Annotated in this window: 17 protein-coding genes; 15 read left to right on the top strand and 2 right to left on the bottom strand. The window is 48.2% G+C overall.

Annotated elements, in window-relative coordinates; genetic code table 11:
- Positions 1–54 precede the first annotated feature (54 nt).
- Both IYN85_RS10245 and IYN85_RS10240 read left to right on the top strand, forming a co-directional pair.
- Complete coding sequence (locus IYN85_RS10245) at positions 55–1,260, top strand: serine hydrolase (RefSeq protein ID WP_196158801.1); 1,206 nt, start codon at positions 55–57, stop codon at positions 1,258–1,260.
- A gap of 84 nt (positions 1,261–1,344) precedes the next feature.
- Entirely contained in the window at positions 1,345–2,322 is a 978-nt protein-coding gene (locus tag IYN85_RS10240) for an IS30 family transposase (protein WP_196158800.1), read from the top strand.
- 36 nt (positions 2,323–2,358) lie between these two features.
- Here IYN85_RS10240 and IYN85_RS10235 read toward each other — a convergent pair whose 3' ends face one another.
- Complete coding sequence (locus IYN85_RS10235; protein ID WP_196158799.1) at positions 2,359–4,215, bottom strand: hypothetical protein; 1,857 nt, start codon at positions 4,213–4,215, stop codon at positions 2,359–2,361.
- A gap of 3 nt (positions 4,216–4,218) precedes the next feature.
- Positions 4,219–4,890, bottom strand: coding sequence for a DUF3142 domain-containing protein (locus IYN85_RS10230; RefSeq protein ID WP_196158798.1), 672 nt, complete (start codon positions 4,888–4,890; stop codon positions 4,219–4,221).
- A 702-nt stretch (positions 4,891–5,592) separates the two neighbouring features.
- On the opposite strand from IYN85_RS10230, the gene IYN85_RS10225 reads away from it, so the two are divergent.
- From IYN85_RS10225 to rlmF, 13 genes are all read left to right on the top strand, one after another.
- Complete coding sequence (locus IYN85_RS10225; RefSeq protein ID WP_196158797.1) at positions 5,593–5,967, top strand: hypothetical protein; 375 nt, start codon at positions 5,593–5,595, stop codon at positions 5,965–5,967.
- A 104-nt stretch (positions 5,968–6,071) separates the two neighbouring features.
- On the top strand, positions 6,072–6,464 hold the full coding sequence (locus IYN85_RS10220; protein ID WP_196158796.1) for a hypothetical protein: 393 nt from the start codon (positions 6,072–6,074) through the stop codon (positions 6,462–6,464).
- Between the two features lie 69 nt (positions 6,465–6,533).
- Positions 6,534–6,926, top strand: coding sequence for a hypothetical protein (locus IYN85_RS10215; RefSeq protein ID WP_196158795.1), 393 nt, complete (start codon positions 6,534–6,536; stop codon positions 6,924–6,926).
- A gap of 77 nt (positions 6,927–7,003) precedes the next feature.
- Positions 7,004–7,213 carry a hypothetical protein gene (locus IYN85_RS10210; protein WP_196158794.1) on the top strand — a complete coding sequence of 70 codons (210 nt, stop codon included), beginning with the start codon at positions 7,004–7,006 and terminating at the stop codon, positions 7,211–7,213.
- A gap of 152 nt (positions 7,214–7,365) precedes the next feature.
- The gene (locus IYN85_RS10205; protein ID WP_196158793.1) at positions 7,366–8,163 is read left to right on the top strand and encodes an ornithine carbamoyltransferase; all 798 of its coding nucleotides are present in this window, start codon (positions 7,366–7,368) and stop codon (positions 8,161–8,163) included.
- A gap of 220 nt (positions 8,164–8,383) precedes the next feature.
- Positions 8,384–8,932, top strand: a complete 549-nt coding sequence (locus IYN85_RS10200) for a class I SAM-dependent methyltransferase (protein WP_196158792.1) — start codon at positions 8,384–8,386, stop codon at positions 8,930–8,932.
- A gap of 43 nt (positions 8,933–8,975) precedes the next feature.
- Positions 8,976–9,638: a glutathione S-transferase family protein gene (locus IYN85_RS10195; protein WP_230390669.1), complete on the top strand. Its 663-nt coding sequence runs from the start codon at positions 8,976–8,978 to the stop codon at positions 9,636–9,638.
- Between the two features lie 111 nt (positions 9,639–9,749).
- Positions 9,750–10,796 (top strand): TRAP transporter substrate-binding protein DctP, encoded by a 1,047-nt coding sequence (gene dctP / locus IYN85_RS10190; protein WP_196158790.1) that lies wholly within the window; start codon positions 9,750–9,752, stop codon positions 10,794–10,796.
- Positions 10,789–12,225: a sensor histidine kinase gene (locus IYN85_RS10185; RefSeq protein ID WP_196158789.1), complete on the top strand. Its 1,437-nt coding sequence runs from the start codon at positions 10,789–10,791 to the stop codon at positions 12,223–12,225. Before dctP ends, IYN85_RS10185 begins: the two co-directional genes overlap by 8 nt.
- Before the next feature lie 128 nt (positions 12,226–12,353).
- Positions 12,354–15,491, top strand: coding sequence for a glycoside hydrolase family 3 protein (locus IYN85_RS10180; RefSeq protein WP_196158788.1), 3,138 nt, complete (start codon positions 12,354–12,356; stop codon positions 15,489–15,491).
- Between the two features lie 136 nt (positions 15,492–15,627).
- On the top strand, positions 15,628–16,440 hold the full coding sequence (locus tag IYN85_RS10175; RefSeq protein WP_196158787.1) for an AraC family transcriptional regulator: 813 nt from the start codon (positions 15,628–15,630) through the stop codon (positions 16,438–16,440).
- Positions 16,441–16,516: 76 nt separating this feature from the next.
- On the top strand, positions 16,517–17,164 hold the full coding sequence (locus IYN85_RS10170; RefSeq protein ID WP_196158786.1) for a hypothetical protein: 648 nt from the start codon (positions 16,517–16,519) through the stop codon (positions 17,162–17,164).
- A 126-nt stretch (positions 17,165–17,290) separates the two neighbouring features.
- A complete protein-coding gene (gene rlmF, locus IYN85_RS10165) occupies positions 17,291–18,223 on the top strand; it encodes a 23S rRNA (adenine(1618)-N(6))-methyltransferase RlmF (RefSeq protein WP_196158785.1) in 933 nt (310 codons plus the stop codon).
- Positions 18,224–18,267: the final 44 nt, after the last annotated feature.

Raw genomic sequence — 18,267 nt, 5'->3', positions numbered from 1 at the left:
AACTCAAACACGTACAGGGCATAAAGACCGCAAACAATAAAAGAGAGTGGCGATATGTTGAAGAGAATCACCCTGGTTGGGTTGGGAAGTTTAGTCATTGTCCTTTCCGTCGGTGGATTGCTTTATAAAAAGGAACTCACGCAGCTGTATCACGTGATTCATCTATTTGATGACGACGTCATCGTTCACAACTTTTCAAACATCGACACGATGATCGATACCGTCACACTCACCGCGGTACCACCCAAGCACACGTTCGGTCGCGCACCACAACCGTTACCGACACGATTTGAGTTTAAGGGTAAAAATTATGAACTCAACGATTGGTTGGTGGACTCCTCGACGACGGCGCTGATGGTTTTAAAGGGGAACGACATAACCTACGAAGGTTACTACCAGGGCACCACCGAATGGGACGCACGCATCTCATGGAGCATGGCCAAATCGTTTCTCAGTGCGTTGTTTGGCGTTGCTGTTGCGGAAGGCGATGTAGCATCGCTGGAGCAAGCGGTGACCGACTACGTGCCTGAGCTGGTGGGCACCGGATACGACGGAGTCCGCATCAAAGACGTATTGCAAATGTCCAGCGGAGTGCACTTTAACGAAGACTACGGTGACTTTAACAGTGACATTAACCGATTCGGCCGTATCCTCGCCCTGGGTGGCAGCTTCGATGATTTTGCCGCAACGCTGGAACGCGGCCGGGAACCTGGCAACTACATGCATTATGTTTCTATCGATACGCACGTGATCGGCATGGTACTGCGCGCAGCAACCGGGCGAGACGTGGTGGACTATTTCAACGACAAATTGTGGTCAAAACTGGGTGCCGAACGTGATGCGTATTACATCATCGACACCGAGAAGCAACCTATGGTGTTGGGTGGCTTAAACATGATCAGCCGCGACTACGCACGGTTTGGTCAACTGTATCGAGACAACGGTCGCTTGAACGGCGAGCAGATCATCCCCGAGCAATGGATTATCGACAGTATTACCCCAGACGCACCGCACCTCATGCCTGGGCCGCGCGACAGTTCTGACACAAGTTTTGGTTATGGTTATCAATGGTGGATTCCAGAAAATTCCGACGGCGAGTTTATGGCTATCGGCATATATGGCCAATACATCTACATCAACCGACCGAAGGATGTGGTGATTGTTAAAAACAGTGCGGACCGGGAATTTATGGATAACAACTACGAGAGTGATTACAAAGTCGTTGCGGCATTCCGTGCCATTGCAGACTCTTTAGAATAAGGCGATTTCGCATAATAAGTGCATTTGGTAGTTGAGGAGCCAGCTGATAGAGTTGCGCTCCTCCCGACCAAGAGATAAAGCACTTTGAACTACCATCAGCTGACTGAAAACGAACGATACCAGATCTATTCGCTATTGAAAGAGGGATTCAACCAAAAACAAATTTCAGACAATTTAAAACGGAGTCCATCAACGATATCGAGAGAGACAAAGCGGAACAGTGGACTTCGAGGGTATCGCCCAAAACAAGCGCAGGCGATTAGCGATCACAGACGGGTAAGTGCTTACAAGCACTTCAAGTTGAGTGAAGAAGTTGTTGAATGGATGGAAAGACTGATTCGTCAGGAGCTTAGTCCGCAACAGGTTGTCGACTACTTAAAGAAGCATAAAGGTATCGATCTGCACCATGAAACGATTTATCAATGGATATATGCGGACAAGGCCGAAGGTGGCGATTTATACACACATCTGCGTATCGCTTCAAAGCCTTATCGTAAGCTCTATGGCCACTACGATCGTCGAGGCAAGCTTCGCAATCGCGTGGATATTGATGAGCGCCCCAACATTGTTGATCGTCGATCTAGAATCGGAGACTGGGAAGGTGATACGGTCATGGGCAAGGGGCGCAAAAGTGCGTTACTGACAATGGTTGAACGAAAGACGTTATACACCATCATCGTTCGCCTAACAGGCAAGCAGTCCGACTTATTGGCTGATGCAGCAATTGCAGCCATGGTCGAATTAAAAGATCGAATAAAAACGATCACCTTGGATAACGGTTTGGAGTTCGCAGAACATGAACGAATTGCCGATGCACTTGAGGCAAATATCTACTTTGCTCATCCTTATGCATCCTGGGAGCGAGGAATAAGCGAAAATACCAACGGTCTGATCCGACAGTATTTTCCAAAAGGAACTGACTTTAACGAAGTCAGCGATGAAGACATAAAAAAGGTGATGGACAAGCTGAATGACCGTCTCAGAAAGACAAGAGCTTGTCGATCACCAAATGAATTATTTATGGGGCTGCGAAAAGACTTGTTAGCAGCGCAAATCAGATGAAATTGCAGTCATTACTTGAAAGCGCGCTTTTAGTCTTTAGTAATAATAAGGTGTGTTCTCAGCCCAACTCGTATCAGGGTATTTTCTATGCAGCCTTTGAAAAAGAGCTTCTGATGACTCAGCGTCTTGAGGTCGACTTCCCCAACAACCCCTCATGCCGGGACGATCACAATTTATCATGAAAGACAATGCTTTTGCTTCATCGATGTTTTTTTCCAGTTCAGAAAATTTCCCGATAGACAAATGATAAAAAAACTGTGGCCCCCTGTAATTGTCAAGAAGTCCTCCTTTACAAAAAACGTCCGAATATTTATTTTCTAAGTAACTAACTACACCGGAATACTCCAGATAGCTTTGTTTGGCCTCCATAAAATAACCAATATTCATGTATGCTTTCCCTAGTGCCACGTTGTTGGCGGCCTGTTTAATAGCTGTTCGGACAAGTTCAAACTCTCCTAGTGTATAACCTGGAGAGTTAAATAATTGGTAGAGTGTCTCAAAATCCTTTCTTTGAATGAGGCTACGATATAGTATCTTCTGGGCCTCGAAAATGTGTGGGGCATCCAAATTGCTATTGATGTCTTTGGCTAAACTGCTAGGTTTGCAATAGGCCATTGCAACGTTGCTTACAAGTTCACTATTTCGAGACTGCAAGAAGGCAGATACACCCTTACTACGATAATCTAGCTCAGCCAAATATAGGTCTTTAGTATTGCCATCTAAGTATTGATCTATCGCTTTCCTTTCCAGTTGGAAGTCATTAGTTGTTTTTGCATACTCCATAATGTAGTTGAAGCCTGCAGAATAGTTTAAGGTCGCAAAAATAGGGATAGCCTCTGGTCTACTACCTGATTGATAAAGAATATGAGCATGTATGAAAGACAGAAAGTTAGCAAACGGACCGTCAGTAAGTGTCTGTGGGTTTTCTATAACATACTCTGACAAAAGTTTTTCGAACAATGGTTCTTTGTCGGTTAGAAAAATCTCACGTACAATTTGTGAGAACCACTTTGTATCCCTATTATCTAATGCTAAGGCCACTCGATTCGATAAGTTTTGAATGTAGGCCGATTCGTCATCAAGTAAATAGTCTATACGACCCAATAGTCCATACGCAGAGTCTGCATAGATGCGCTGTTCGTTAAAATGCGTTTCAAAGAAATATCTCGCCTTCTCTAATTCCTCAACATCTAAACCTTCTTTTCCTTCCCAAGAAATCCAATTTTCCTGGGCCTTAATCAAATAGCTTCGTCCAATCATGTACTCGGATAGCTGATGGATTGAACTTTGTGGTTCGGTTTTCTCTAGCAAATCTTCCAAAAATAAAATCGTAGAATGAATGTCCTGCTTGTACCACGCATAAGTTGCATTTAGGTACAATTCCCAGTCATCTGGAAGGTGAGAAATCTTACTTAATCTGAGATTTGGTCGGCTACTTGCACATTCCTTGGCAACCTCATAACGTGCTAATAAAATACCTTTTACTTCGGCATCACTTAAATTCTTGTCCGGCACAATAATGTCCAAAAGGTTAATTACACCTGATTGAGCTTCACTACCTTTGCATCGTGACCAGCCTCCGTCGTCTAAAAAAGTGCTCTTTACTATTGAACCAGAACGTCCATTTTCGGTTAAATAGTCGTTCACATACGTACTGAAATTTTTGCCACCTAGATCAAGGCTAGATCCCCAGTAGTTTGATATGTACCAATCAGATTCTGAAATGAGGTCCTTGATTAAGGCAGAATTTACCTCTGCCTGAATTGCCAAATTCGGATTGTTAAAATCTTCGAATGAATTTTCTCGGGTATATGGTTCGTCAGAACCACCTGAGAATGCAAATGTAGAGCTGAATCCAATATAGGCAATTGAAATAAAAGTTCGAAATCTCACTGATTAGTCCTTAAAATTCATAAAAACGATAGTTGCTATACAATGTCTTTTGCATAAACGTGAAACATTGTTAAAACCCTTGTCGGATGTAATTCCTATCTTATGTCGTAAACCTAAATTATTCATTTTGTCTATAACTTCCTCATAATTATCATGTGGTATTCGTCCTTGATAAAGCTGCATTGCTATATAACTAACATTCTGACCAATCTCACGCAATCCCGCCTGGTTGTCCCACAAGTATGTCGATAGACCCGTAACACTTAGTTCAACATTTATTAAAGGGTTTAACGTGCCCAACCAGATTGCATATTCTGAAAGCTTGTTGCTCGCACTGTCATAGTCGATCTGAAGCTCATTTACAGTAATGCCAAATCTAGCCCAATCATTGACTAGAGATTCAAAAAGTTCAGTGAGTTGTTGGACATCAACCAAGGTATATAGGCGAAGAACTACAGCAATATTCTTTTGAGAAATTCCAATAGGTTTTATACCTAAGGGTTCATAAAACCAGTCTTTAGATATATTACCTTGATAGACATACAATCTGCTTTCATTAGGTACAAATCGCATATCGTTATTTCGCCAAATCCAATACTCCAAAGAGCTAGAAGGCGAAAAAGTTTGAAGTAAGAAGAAAAAACCACCAATAGATATCGACAATGGCAATACCAAAATGGTTTTCTTTAGTCTATGCCTTAGCCTCATTAAAAATTCTCAACTTACTAGGATGATCCATAGGGCGCTAATACTATGGGAAAAATTTGTATTGGGTGAATTCCTCGTGGTGCCAATAGACAACTACGAGTTATTTTATATAGTGTGTTTATTAAGATCATTTGATCATCCAGTCAACCCTAATACTGTATTGCCAAATGAGACATTGGGCGTTAATTATTCACGAGATGCGCTCGGTGCTCGAATACTTGTAGTATCCCCGCACACACTAATTTGAGCAAGCTGTTTCCTGCAGGGATTTCACCTTGAATTTTGGTAAGAGTTACCTGACGTATATTAGGGCAAAGCATCGCAACTCAGTACTCAAGGCCATTACTGCCATCAGAAGAATTCAACAACTTTTAGACTAAAAGGATTATCTACACCCATATCATAATGCTCGACAAGGACGGAGTTTCTAGTCCATTAGTTTTACTGTTTACAAAGCCTTTATTAATGTCTGTTTTTAGCCTTAGTAAAAAGAGTTGTCTTTTGAACCTTATGTGGAACGGTGTCAATTCTACTAGAGATTATAAACGCGCTCGCCTCCCATAGAAGGGTTCGATGAATATTAAGTGTTAACACCCCTGTTGCTGAGTTAATCTTTTTATTGCTTGCTGATAAAAGTCGAAGGCGTGATCAATATAAGGAAATATCATAGTGCATGAAAAAATAATAGATTTATTCTGGGCTTGTTTTGATAAGGCTGACTTTTTCAGCGCGAGCAAATTTTTGGCAGACGATCTACAATTCATTTGGCCAACAAGCCGTGAGATGTTTACAAACGCTGAGTCATTTATCGCGATGAATGTCGCGTTTCCAGGCCGCTGGAATTTCAAGAAACACAAGTTGATGCCGCTTTCGAATATTGAATATCTCAGTATTATGCTGGTGACCAGCCCAGATGCGGAAGAGCAGTTTTATGCAACGTCTATTATGGCTGTAGAAGTTGGGTTAATACGAAAGATAGAAACTTATTGGGCGCAACTGGGTCAACAACCAGAATGGCGGCAGCAGTACAGCCAGTTATACTGACCTTTGCAGTGCCTTACCAATGTTGTTTAAATTTTGCAGGGCAATAATAAGTGACGCAATACTTGATTGACTGTATTTTTAAAATGGCTATTAAGGATGGGAGTATGAGGATTATATTAGTTTGCATAACCTTGCTTTTTAGTCCATGTATTTTTGCAAATGAGTTTGATTGGGCATACAGGGGATTTTTGTATTCTTTCGAAGCACGACAGTTCGAAGATTTGGAACCTTTTCTTGCCGAAAATACGTTACTGGGTTTCGGTCCGGGCGAAGTAGGATACAGTGCGTTTCTGCAGAAGTATGAAGAGGATGGAGCGTGTTTTCGGAAAATGCTCAATGTACTTCAATTAGGCTGTCGCTTAAACTCTGAAAGAAACTCGTGTGTTGCGCCGCCTCTGGCTGGTGACTCGGACGTCATCGGTATTGAAGCGCGAGCACATTTTGTTTTTGTGGATGGAAATATTCGTGTCTCATCGTTCATTTGTAACGGTGACTAGTCAAGTAAACCTAAAAAGTAAACAAAAACCCTGGCCGGTTAATTCGTTAGAGCATGAGGTAATAGAAACGTGACGTTATATAATCAACCACCGAGCCTTCCCCAAGTGTTGCAGGCATTGCGGGAATCTTGGTCGCTGGCCAGTTCAGAAGAACCTGAAAACTGGACACCTTCCAACCCCAGCCGGGGGCAATGCGGCATATCATCGTTGATTGTGAATGATTATTTCGGTGGCAACCTGGTTCTCTGGAAGGTCTTTGTCGAAGACGAGCAAGTGGGTTTTCATTATTCGAATGAACTGCCAGACGGAACCCGGATAGACGCAACCGGCGATCAATTCTGGGAAAATGAAAGCCTTAGAGACCCTGACGTGTTTGCCAGACCCAACAAACCACCAAAAAATGGTGCGGATCGGTACGTAGCCTTGGCCGAGTTGGTGAAAATAAAATTGGAAAATCTTTAGGGTCGGCTCTGGAAAGACCATTTGACTTAGGATTTAAGAACAAGCTTCTGGCGAGGGCTCTTTTGGAGGTGACCTTAATGAAACTTGATGTATTCGGTCGGCGGATCGAAGTTCTCAGGCAACATAATGAATGGTGTGTTTATTACCTCGGCAATGATGGGAAAAAACGCAAAGCACATGATATTGTGGTGCCGACCAATCTGGATGAAGCCGACGTTGCAGCGTATATCGCTGATTTATGTCATGAGTGGGCAACACCTGCACACAGTGAGGTGAAGGTTTTATAACCCGCCGTGTACGTTGAATCCGATTGTTGAGTAATACTTACCGATCACTCCGAACAAAGGTGGTTTATTGTTTCTGTCTCTGTTTCAGTGATGGAGAAAGCAAGCCGATACTTCTGCCTTCATGCAAAATGTCTTACAAGGTGACGTAAACCATGATTAAACTGTTGGACATAGACCAGCTGCAAGCACACGACATTGAGCAAATATGGCGACATGTCACGGTAACGACCGTACCGGCGTTGACCGGCAACGTTGCTTGGTCTTTTGAAGGGAACGGCATCCGTACCCGAACGACTTTCCTGCAAGCGTTCCAGTCACTGGGTTTGACTTACATCGAATTACCTAATTTTTTGAAGACCGATGAATCGGTGGCCGACCTGGCCGGTTACATGGATGGGTTTTACGATGTGTATGTCATCCGTGAACGCAATCATTCACGTTTGGTGGAATTCGCGGCCGCCACAAAACGGCCGCTGATCAATGCCATGTCCAGTGAAGCGCATCCCTGCGAGGTGTTGACCGATGCGTACTATCTGTCCACCCGCTTTACGTCACTGCCCGATGTTCGCATTTTATTGTGGGGGCCGATGACCAACGTGTTTAAGTCGTGGCATGCTTTGGCACGGGTGATGGGGTTAAACGTCACGCATTATTGCCCAGAACCGTTCCAAACCAACGAAGCGCCAGTTCGCTTTGTATCGCAATTGTCGGGGCATTATGACGTGCTTATTACCGATGCTTGGCCATCGGGATTTACCGATGACCGTTACACGCTTACAAAGAACACCCTTGCCGAGCTTGGCGACCCGCTGTTATTGCCAACGCCACCGGTGACGGTCGGCAACGAACTGGCGCAACCGTTGAGTGAGTATCAGGGTTTTGTAGGTTACGCGCAGAAGCAATTGTTGTTACCCGTTCAACGAGCCATTATTACTTATCTGCTTGGTTAGTGGTCCATGCGGAAATTAGGGTTGCACATCGCTTCGCCCTCCTACCGAATGCTGCGTTGGAAAAGTTTGACAGAGCACCACTATGCCTTCACTTTTTCGCCTTGCCTTCGGCGCGATTGCTATGCGCTTTACTTACCCCATTTAACGCATGGACTACTAAGTACTGTTAACCGCGAGAACAGACTTTTAAACTCATCCTCGTTTGAAAAAAGGCGACCTAATGAAAAAAGATGATCACTGGCTGGACTCATGGGCGAATGACATCACTGACCGTTCCGTTCTGGAATTGGGCGCTGGCAGTGGCATCGATACACAATCGCTTGCCTGCTTGACCGATCAGCTGATCGCCGGTGACCTGAACCCCCGCCATGCGTCTGTGACTCACCTGGATCATCGCGAGCCTTTGCCATTTGAGAACGACAAATTCGACGTAGTTGTGGCCAGTTTGACCCTGCATTATTTTGAGTGGCGCTTGACGGTTAATATTGTTAATGAGATTCAACGCGTCTTAAAAAGTGAAGGACTATTGATTTGCCGGGTGAACTCCATACAGGACATTCACTACGGCGCGGTAGGTTACCCTGAAATCGAAACCCGGCTGTTTCTGGTTAAGGAACAGCTCAAACGTTTCTTTACGCGAGACGATATTGTCAAATTGTTTAGCGACGGCTGGACATTAGTCAAACTTACCGAAAAACAAATAGACCGTTATGACAAAGTGAAAACGGTTTGGGAATTTGGCGCGGTGAATGCAAGGCCTTCCGTATAGCCAAAAACAACCACGGAAGAAACAAAAGTCCAAGGAGCATATTTTGTATCAGTTATATTACTATCCGTTAAATGCCAGCATGGCACCGCATTTTATTCTGGAAGCGATGCAGATCGACTACGAATTGATATTGGTTGACCGTGAGCACAATGCGCAAAAATCAGCGGAATACCTGGCGTTAAATCCGACGGGACGTATCCCGACATTGGTTGACAATGGCCAGCCCATCTTTGAAAGCGCGGCGATCTGCATTTATCTGGCCGATTCTCATCCTCAATACAATTTGATACCAAACGTGGGTGACAGCACCCGGCCTTTATTCCTGCAATGGCTGATGTATCTGACCAACACGCTGCAGGCGGAATTGATGGTGTATTTTTACCCGGAGCGGCACACTACCGAACTGGCGGATGCTGAGTGTATTAAAAGGGCTCAGGAACTCAGGGTAACCGACATGTTTCGGTTACTGGATCAGGAGCTTGAGCGTAAAGAATATTTGCTGGGGCACGCCATCAGCGCCTGCGACTATTACCTGTTCATGTTGGCCGTTTGGGCCGATGAGTTCCAGCAACCACCGCTGTCGTTCGCGAATTTGGCTCGTTACCTGCGCCAAATGGCTCAGCGCGAGGAAGTTTATACCGTGTGTAAGAAGGAAAATCTAAGGACAATCGATCTCGACTACGGTGTCCTGGATCGTAACGGATAGGCTAGTCATTCCGGCCGCTGAACCTGGTTGACTATTCGGGCTTCGGTGCTTTACTGAAGGCTACACGGCTCGCTTGCAGCCGGTGCATTTCAGAACTCCGAGGCCGTCGTCATGCATCCATATCTTTCCCGTTTCCTGATCGTTATTGGTTGTCTGAGCTTGGTCGCTTGTTCGCGTGAAGAAACCTTTCACTGGGCTCTGCAGTCCCACGCCACGGAAACCAGTTTTGATTATCAAGAGCTGGTCAAAATGACGGATAACATTCGTCTCATGAGTCAGGGTCGGCTGGATATCACACCGCATTATGCGGGCCAGATCACCGGAGGTGCGGATATTTACAGCGCCGTGAAAGATCGCCGTGTTGAAATGGGCAATGGCTGGCCAAATTGGTGGTCAGGGTATCACCCTGCGTGGGCAGTGATGAACGCAGGTCCTTATGAGTTCATGAATATCGATGCCTCACTGATGTTCTTCTTAAACGGTGGTGGTACAGAACTGGCGAACGAATTGTCCGGACGTGACGGCATACTCTGGAGACCTGCCTGGTGGCCTGGCATGGAATTTGGTCTGCTGTCGAGCACACCGATACTGGGCTTGAAAGATCTTGCAGGGAAACGCGTTCGCATGGGGCCCGGGCTGCCCAGCGAAGTTCTCGCGTCCGCCAGTGGTGCCGCAGCGATTCCGCTGGTTCCGGAAGAAATCAAACCAGCACTAACCAGTGGCGACCTGGATGCGGTGGAATGGACAACGACCGCCGGTGCCTGGGATTTGGGCTTGAGCGAGTTGGCGACTCACGCGATTATTCCGGCTGTTTGGCAGCCATCGGTACTGGCTGACTTCTTAATAAACGAAACGGCTTACAACGAGCTGCCCCCCGATTTGCAGGCGATTTTAATGACGGCGATCCGCTCATTTACGTTGACCACAACAGCGCTGGGTAAATCGAAGGACATTGAGGCACTGGAGAAATTCCGCGCCGCCAATACCTCCATTGTGCGTTGGTCAAACGAAGACCTGGCAGTCTGGAAATCAACCAGTGACAATATTTATCGCATTTATGCCGATCGTGATGAATACTCGCGACGGTTGATTGAGTCAAAACACGCCTTCAAGCAGCGCTACAACGATTATTATCAATTGTTTGGACCCTATGATTAAGCACCGCATAGACCCGACATCCGATCGATTTTTCGCCGTACTGTCTTTCTTGGTGTTTGTTCTCGTGGGGTATTTCTATCTTCAAGAATTGAATGGCATTAATAAACAGATGCAGCAAAATCTGCTGGAGCGTGCCGACGAAGCTGCCCAGCGGTTGACCAAAAGTGTGGCGCCCACAGCTTGGGAAGTGTATCAGCGCAGTACGGACCGTCAGTTCCCGGAACAGCTGGCCGCCGACATTCTCGACTCTGAATTGAACGTGGATTTTATCGTGGCCATTACCGTGTTGGGTAATTTTGGGCATGTGTTGATGGGTCGCCAGAAAACCGAGGACGGCCTGATTGTGCCGGTGACCCACGTTTCGGAAATCACTCCGCGTTATACGCAAAAAATTCGTTCCGGCATGGTGCAGGGCGCCATGACCATCGGCCATATCGAAATTTATTACACCGATGCCTTTCACCTGGCTCGCACCACTTCGTTGAAAGTAGCCAGTACCTTTCGGTTTTTTATGGTGACGTTCTTACTGCAGATGTCGGTGTATTTGCTGTATCGCGCCAGTCATCAGCGCAAACAGATTTTGCAAACCGTGGAGAATCTCAAAGAGACTCAGGAAAAATTAGTTGAGTCAGAAAAACTCGCCGGTTTGGGTTCCCTGGTGGCAGGCATTGCCCACGAATTGAATACACCATTGGGTATCGCGCTGACTTCGTTCAGTTCGGTAGAGACTGAGACCAAAGGAATTAAACGCGCTTTTGAATCGAACCAAATGACGAAGTCGAGTCTGGATGATTATCTTCAACACACACTGCAAACGGTGCATGTGTCGAATCAGAGTCTGTACCGCGCCATTGAGTTGGTGAACCACTTTAAACAGATATCGTCCGACCAGGTCGTGGAAGATACGCGTGAAATAAATATCCGCCAATACATCGATGAAGTGATGGTCACTCTGGCCATCGGGATTAAACGAGCCGGCTGTCAGTTCACCATCAGTGGCGGTGATGCTTTGGTGGTTCGTTCGATACCAGGCGCGATCGCACAGGTGCTGACCAATTTGGTGAATAATGCCCTGTTGCATGCGTTCAGTGACGGTGCCAGTGAACCGGGTGTGACCTGGACTGCGCCCGCTGAAAAACGGATTAACATTCGCATCGATGACTATGACCAGATCTTTTTTACCGTCAGTATCAGTGACAATGGCCGTGGTATGACAGAGAGCACTCGCAAACGGATCTTCGACCCCTTCTTTACCACCAAGCGGGGCAAAGGCGGCACGGGTCTGGGCATGAACATTGTGTTCAACATCGTCACTAAAAAACTGCAGGGCCACATCAGCGTGGCGTCTACGCCCGGAGAAGGTACCCGGTTCGACATTAAGTTACCGAAAAAACTGCAACGGATCTCGCATCGCCAATTGACCACCTGACGCATCAGACCGCGTTTCAAAAATGTACCATTTCTCCAAATTCATGGGCCAAAACTCTTCATCGATGTTTGATTGAGAGTCATTTCCATACAGTTCGGTTTCCCTACAAAAATAAAAAGCGGATCAACATGAATACGAAACCACTGTTTCTGGCCGTCGCCATTGCGCTAGCGGTCAGCGGCTGCGAAACCAATCAGCCGAAAGACGATAAACCCGATAACGAAACGGAATTCACATTCCGCACAGACCATACCGATTGGCCGGACATTACCAGTGCCATTGCCTTGGATCAGACCATTGAAGATCAGATCTCAGCGTTAATCGCCAACATGACATTGGCTGAAAAGGTTGGCCAAATGGTGCAACCAGAAATCAATTCAGCCACACCACAGGACGTGATCGACTATCACCTGGGTTCGGTATTGAATGGCGGCGGCTCCTGGCCGAACGGCAGCAAGACGGCGTCCGCTGCTGATTGGTTGGCGTTGGCCGACGCCTACTGGGAAGCCTCCATGGACACCAGCGACGGACACGCAGCGATTCCTTTGATCTGGGGAACGGATGCCGTACACGGCCACAGCAATGTCTATGGTGCTGTTATCTTCCCGCATAACATCGGCCTCGGTGCTGCAAACGACGCTGATCTGATGACGCGAATCGGCGCCGCGACGGCCAAACAGGTGACTGTGACGGGAATCGACTGGACCTTCGCGCCGACCTTGGCCGTGGTACAGGATGATCGTTGGGGGCGAACCTACGAAGGTTACTCGGAAGACCCGGAAATCATTTTCAATTATGGCGGTGCCATGGTGAAAGGGCTGCAGGGTACTTTTGCCGAAGACAACGTCGTTGCCACAGCGAAACACTACATTGGTGATGGCGGTACCGATGGCGGTGATGATCAGGGCGACAACCTGTCCACCGAGTTGCAGATGATTAACCTGCACGGACAGGGCTATTACTCGTCATTGAATGCTGGAGTTCAAACAGTCATGGCCTCGTTCAATAGCTGGAACGGGGAAAAAATTCACGGCGATGATTACCTGCTCACCGATGTTCTGAAAGGAAAGATGAACTTCGATGGCTTCATTATTTCCGACTGGAACGGTCAGGGTCAGGTGACCGGTTGTACTAACGATCATTGTGCTCAGGCAGTGAATGCCGGTATCGATATGATGATGGTGCCGCAGGATTGGAAAGGTTTTATTACCAATACCATCGCGGATGTCGACGCGGGCTTAATTTCCATGACACGCATAGACGATGCCGTGCGTCGGATCTTGCGGGTGAAATACCGCGCAGGTTTGTTCAGCAAACCGAAACCATCGTTACGTTTGGACGCGGGTGATGACAGCAAGCTGGCCACCGCAGAAATGCGTGCCTTGGCGCGCGAAGCCGTTCAGAAATCTTTGGTGCTGTTGAAAGACAACGACAGCCTGTTGCCATTGTCCAAAGACGCCAACATCCTGGTGGTGGGCGCGTCTGCCGACAGCATGCAAAATCAAACCGGTGGCTGGACCTTGTCTTGGCAGGGAACCGGTAACACCAATGCCGATTTCCCGAATGGTGACACCCTGTTGGATGGCTTTAGCGCCGAAGTCGCCGAAGGAACGGGCAGTGTTACGTTCAGCGCCGACGGTTCACTGGCCGACGGTAGCTATGACCTCATCATTGCGGTCATTGGTGAAACGCCTTACGCCGAAGGCAATGGCGATATCGGTAAGTTTGAAACCATGGCGTTTGACGGGCAAAACCCGGCTGCCAGCCAGCTGTTGGCGGATCTGGATGCGAACGATCCGAACACACCGGTTCTGACCGTTTACGTGGGTGGGCGACCATTATGGATGAACAAAGAACTGAACTTGTCCGAAGCTTTCGTCAGTGCCTGGTTACCAGGCTCGGAAGGCAAAGGCGTAGCGGATGTTTTGTTTGGCGACGTACCGTTCACCGGCAAATTGTCTTACTCCTGGCCTGCTGAAGACTGCCAGGTTCCGGTGAATGCCGGCGATGGACAAACCCCTCTGTTTGCGCTGGGGTATGGTCTGGCGACATCGGATTCTGTCACCGTCGGTTTGCTGGATGAAACCGAATCCGACCGAGGTTGCGGCGCGCCCGACATCACCGATGCCGGCACCACCAATGAGCCGCTGGATATCTTCACCTCCGGTACCGCGCAGGGTGAATACGTTATGCGCATTGGCGGTCCAAGCAATTGGAACGGAACAGCGGTGAGTGTTGATCCGCTGGCGTCGACCGATACGACACCGGGCGATGCCACCGACACCGACATCGTGGTTACCACCACAGACGGCGCCGTGCAGTACAGTGCCAAACGCGCGTTGTGGATCGGTAACGGGCAGATCTATCTGCAAAATGAAATCGACTCTGTTGGGACAGATTTGGCGGCGTACGCGAATTCTGAAACGTCCATTCAATTCCGCGTGAAAGTCAATGCGGCTCCGCAGTCCGCCGCGGTTAATCTCAGCGTGCACTGCATTTACCCTTGTTTGGGTGAAGTAAACATTGCGCCGCTATTGAGTGGCATGACGCTGAGTCAGTGGAATGACGTTTCTATTCCATTGCAGTGCTTCTCCGGTTTGGATGTCACCAACATCAATACCCCTTTCCTGATCTGGGCGGACGATGCCGGGCTTGATCTGGAAATAGAAGAGGTACGCTGGATGCCATTTACCGCCGGCAGCTCGCCAGACTGTTCGAGCTTTGAACCAGACCCAGCGCCGGAAATCACCACCAGTACCGATGTTTACATCGATGGCATCGCCGATACCGACCTGTTCAATGCTCCGGCGGTATGGTCAGCCAAGAGCGCAACCGACTGGAGTGGAATTCCTGATTATGTCACCGTGACCGATGTTGATCAGGGCGCGGGCGACCTGGCGCTGGATATTCTCTACGGGAATCATGACGTGGCCGACGGTCCGAAAGCCACCGTCTCCATACCGTTTAAGACCGCGCACAACCTGAGTGCCATGAGTAAGGTGCAATTTGATATTAAAGTGTTGGATTACGCAGGCGCGACCGAAATCTGGGGCAAGATGGTCAGCCCGGGCAATATGTCGACCGGCGATATTGTGTTGAACAGTACGCTGGATACCTGGGTAACCAACGAAATTGTATTTTCCGATTATAGCTCAGCGGACATCGACTTCAGCGAAGTCGGCACTGTGCTCGAGGTGTTGCCAAACTGGAACGAAACACACAACGATGTGCACTTCCAGATCGATAACATTCGCATTCTTCCGTAAATCATCAGGCGTTAGTCTTGGCCGGTTTTAACCGGCCTTTTTTGTGCCCGCAACCATGTAATACTTTGATACACACAACACAGGGCAAAGCACATAGAATGGGCAGCACTATAAAAACAACAAAAGACTGTCTACCATGCCCAACACACCGTACGTGGCGTCGTTGTTGTCGCTCATGTCATTTCAGACCTACGACCGGCATTACCTGCCGCGCATCATATATCCGGGTCGTGAAGAGATCGAACTCGTACTCGACGGCCAGGCGATTCTGAAAACACCCCATCAGGAATACCGGGTGGGACCCGGCGATGTCATCTGGCATCGTCCCGGCGATCAGACCATTTGCAGCACGCGTGAAAGCCATCCTTATGAGTGCATTATTCTGGCGTTGGAGATAAACCCGCGTCGCAGCTTGCGCCGTTCGCGAATGAATCGCTGGAGCGGTGTGATCAGTATCCGGCAGTTTGCAGAAGATGCGCTGCGCCGATTGACTGAACACGTGAATGACCCCGAATTTGCCGAATATCTGTACTGTGCCCTCAAGGTGCACAGTGAACCCATGTTGGGCGCCGATTTTCAGAGCCTTTCGCATTCCTCAGCGTTGGCTTTCGACAAAGCTTTTCAGTTTATTTCCGATCATTTCAAAGACCCGGCACTGACCGTCGACATGGTCGCGGATGCCGCCTTTGTCAGTGTTTCGCAACTGCATAATATCTTTCATGAAAAAACCGACTTAACCCCGTACCAGATGATCAACCAATGCCGTATGGAATATGCGTTGACTTTGGTCTCAGAAAATCGCCCCATCAAACAGGTGGCAGCCATGAGCGGGTTTGAATCTGAAAGCGGCTTTATTCGCGCGTTTAAGAAAAAGTATGGCAGCAGCCCGGGCGCATTGAAGAAGCAACATCAGGTGTTGGGCAATTGGCGCGCGGTGACGGTGGCTTAATTTTCAATTTTTTGCATCCAATGAGGGGCTTGGGTTCGTTACCCGTATAACCCCCTCAAATTTTGGAGTTTCAACCATGCGCTCATTCACCGTACTGCTTTTCGCTTCTCTGTCATTAACTGCGCTTGCCGCGGATTATGGTACAACCACCAACCCCACCCCGAATATGGCGCATGCCCATATGGAGCACGTGGATAAACGATGGGCCAGCACACCGGATCAACAAGGCTTCCTGACCACGGCCATCGCCGAAGCCAGCATTGCGGAGCAACACAGCCTGGCCGCAACCCAAGCGAGTGATCTCGCGGAGTTAAAAGCCCATGTGCGTCAGGTTGCCCAAGCGCTGTCTGGTGAAGGCTCCGGCAATGGACTCGGTTTTGGCGTAGTCGATGCCGCCAAAGGCGCGAAAAAACACATCATGCTGGCAGCACAATCGCCCGGTTCGTCAGATGCCGTCCAACTCCACGCCCTGCACATCGGCACCTCTGCCAGCAACGTCGCGTTATGGGCTGAGCAGGCCATTGCGCTGACAGACAATGTGGCCGTCATGAACGACTTGTCAGAAGCCCGAACCAAGGTAAACGCAATACACGATCTGGTGACGGCCATCGTTCATGGGTCGGATGCCGATGGCGATCAGGTGATTACCTGGCACCGCAATGAAGGTGGGCTGGCTCAGGCTCAATGGCATATGGATCTGCTGAACACCGCCGAAGGGTTGTAACAATTAGCGGCAAGCGGCGTGATTTGAGCCTTTGGGCGATTTGCAAAGTGGCGGGCGGGCAGGCATTACCTTACTATCGCTTCCTGTACCGTCGAATTTGCTCCCGCTCAAGGTTATTGCCCTGTTATGTCCAAGCTGCACCCGCGCAACCCGCACCAAGACCGTTATAATATCGACCTGCTGTGTCAGGCAACGCCTGGGCTGAAACCCTTTGTCACCAAGAACCCGCGCGGCGAAGACACCATTGATTTCAGTAACGCGAAGGCGGTACTGGCTCTTAATAAAGCCTTACTTGCTCACCATTACGGGGTTCATCACTGGTCGATACCGGACGGATTTTTGTGCCCGCCTATTCCGGGCCGTGCTGATTACATCCATTACGCGGCAGATCTCTTGGCAAGCGACAACAACGGCAAAGTACCGGTCGGTAAAAAGGTACGTGTGCTGGATGTGGGTACCGGTGCCAATCTGGTGTACCCAATCATTGGCAGCCAAACATACGGCTGGCAGTTTACCGGCTCAGAAATTAATCCGGAATCCCATCGCGCCGCGGCGGCAAATATCACTCAAAACCCTAATCTGGTTTCGAAAATTAAATTAGTCGAGCAAACCGATGCCAGTTCTGTATTTAAGGGCGTGATACAGCCAAACGACCGCTTCTCGTTCACGATGTGCAACCCACCTTTCCATAAATCGGCTGCGGATGCTGCGGCCGGATCGCAACGTAAAAACCGAAACCTGAACAAAGGCAAAGCAATACAAGAGTCGACACTGAACTTTGGCGGGCAGCGATCGGAGTTGTGGTGCGAAGGCGGCGAGCTGGCATTTATTGGCAACATGATTGAACAGAGCAAAGTGTTTCGAAACAATGTCTGCTGGTTTACCTGTCTCGTGTCCAAGCAGGATCACCTCTCCGTCGTGAAGCGTATGTTGAAGAAGTGCAAGCCAACCGATGTGCGGATCATTGACATGGCGCAGGGGCAGAAAGTCAGCCGATTCGTCGCCTGGACGTTTTTAAGTCAATTGCAGCGCAGTGAATGGTTGCAGAAATCGTTGTAAATTGCCTGACAAATTACTTTGTTAAGCACGTAAGAAGGGATTTT

Source organism: Reinekea sp. G2M2-21, assembly GCF_015687175.1.
Lineage (GTDB): Bacteria > Pseudomonadota > Gammaproteobacteria > Pseudomonadales > Natronospirillaceae > Reinekea.
This window is presented reverse-complemented; position numbering and strand designations above follow the sequence as displayed.

Excerpts from the sequence above, each read along its gene's own strand:
- IYN85_RS10245 (WP_196158801.1), top strand. The coding sequence starts at position 55 with ATGTTGAAGAGAATCACCCTGGTTGGGTTGGGAAGTTTAGTCATTGTC.
- IYN85_RS10205 (WP_196158793.1), top strand. The coding sequence starts at position 7,366 with ATGATTAAACTGTTGGACATAGACCAGCTGCAAGCACACGACATTGAG.
- rlmF (WP_196158785.1), top strand. The coding sequence starts at position 17,291 with ATGTCCAAGCTGCACCCGCGCAACCCGCACCAAGACCGTTATAATATC.
- IYN85_RS10180 (WP_196158788.1), top strand. The coding sequence starts at position 12,354 with ATGAATACGAAACCACTGTTTCTGGCCGTCGCCATTGCGCTAGCGGTC.
- IYN85_RS10210 (WP_196158794.1), top strand. The coding sequence starts at position 7,004 with ATGAAACTTGATGTATTCGGTCGGCGGATCGAAGTTCTCAGGCAACAT.
- IYN85_RS10220 (WP_196158796.1), top strand. The coding sequence starts at position 6,072 with ATGAGGATTATATTAGTTTGCATAACCTTGCTTTTTAGTCCATGTATT.
- IYN85_RS10200 (WP_196158792.1), top strand. The coding sequence starts at position 8,384 with ATGAAAAAAGATGATCACTGGCTGGACTCATGGGCGAATGACATCACT.
- IYN85_RS10170 (WP_196158786.1), top strand. The coding sequence starts at position 16,517 with ATGCGCTCATTCACCGTACTGCTTTTCGCTTCTCTGTCATTAACTGCG.
- dctP (WP_196158790.1), top strand. The coding sequence starts at position 9,750 with ATGCATCCATATCTTTCCCGTTTCCTGATCGTTATTGGTTGTCTGAGC.
- IYN85_RS10185 (WP_196158789.1), top strand. The coding sequence starts at position 10,789 with ATGATTAAGCACCGCATAGACCCGACATCCGATCGATTTTTCGCCGTA.
- IYN85_RS10175 (WP_196158787.1), top strand. The coding sequence starts at position 15,628 with ATGCCCAACACACCGTACGTGGCGTCGTTGTTGTCGCTCATGTCATTT.